Annotated in this window: 1 protein-coding gene; it reads left to right on the top strand. The window is 75.0% G+C overall.

Annotated elements, in window-relative coordinates:
* A partial coding sequence (locus FOE67_RS27905; RefSeq protein ID WP_182667576.1) for a prepilin peptidase occupies positions 1–539 on the top strand: 539 nt, incomplete at its 5' end.
* Between the last annotated feature and the right edge of the window lie 40 nt (positions 540–579).

Below are 579 nucleotides of genomic sequence, written 5' to 3' on the forward strand. Positions count from 1 at the left end.
GTCCCGGCCCCCTCCGTCCCGCGCTGGCGGGAGCGGCGTGCGCGGCCCTGCTCGCCGCCGCCTGCGGTCCCACCCCCGAGACGGTGGTCTGGCTGCTCCTGGTGCCGGGCGCGACGGTCCTGGCCGCGGTGGACATCGCGGTGCTCCGGCTGCCGGACGTCCTCACCCTTCCCCTCGGGGCACTCGCGGTGCTCGGTACGGGGATCGCGGCGCTGGTGCCCGGCGGGCAGGGCTCCTGGCCCCGGGCGTTGGGAGGGGCGGCGGTGTTGGCGGGGGTCTTCTTCGTGTTGGCGCTGATCAGTCCGGCCGGAATGGGGCTGGGGGACGTGAAGTTGGCTCCCGCCCTCGGCGCGGCTCTGGGCTGGTACGGATGGGACGTCCTGTTGACCGGCGTGTTCGCCGGGTTCCTCCTCGCGGCCGGTTACGCGCTCTTCCTGGTGATCGCGCGGGGAGCGGGGCGGCGGACGGAGTTCTGCATGGGGCCGTTCCTGGCGATGGGCGCGCTGCTGGGCGTGGCGATCGGAGGGCTCGCGGCCTGAAGCGGCGCCGGGGCGGGCTGTCTCTGATGCAGATCTGACG

It is taken from the genome of Streptomyces calidiresistens (assembly GCF_014141525.1).
Lineage (GTDB): Bacteria > Actinomycetota > Actinomycetes > Streptomycetales > Streptomycetaceae > Streptomyces > Streptomyces calidiresistens.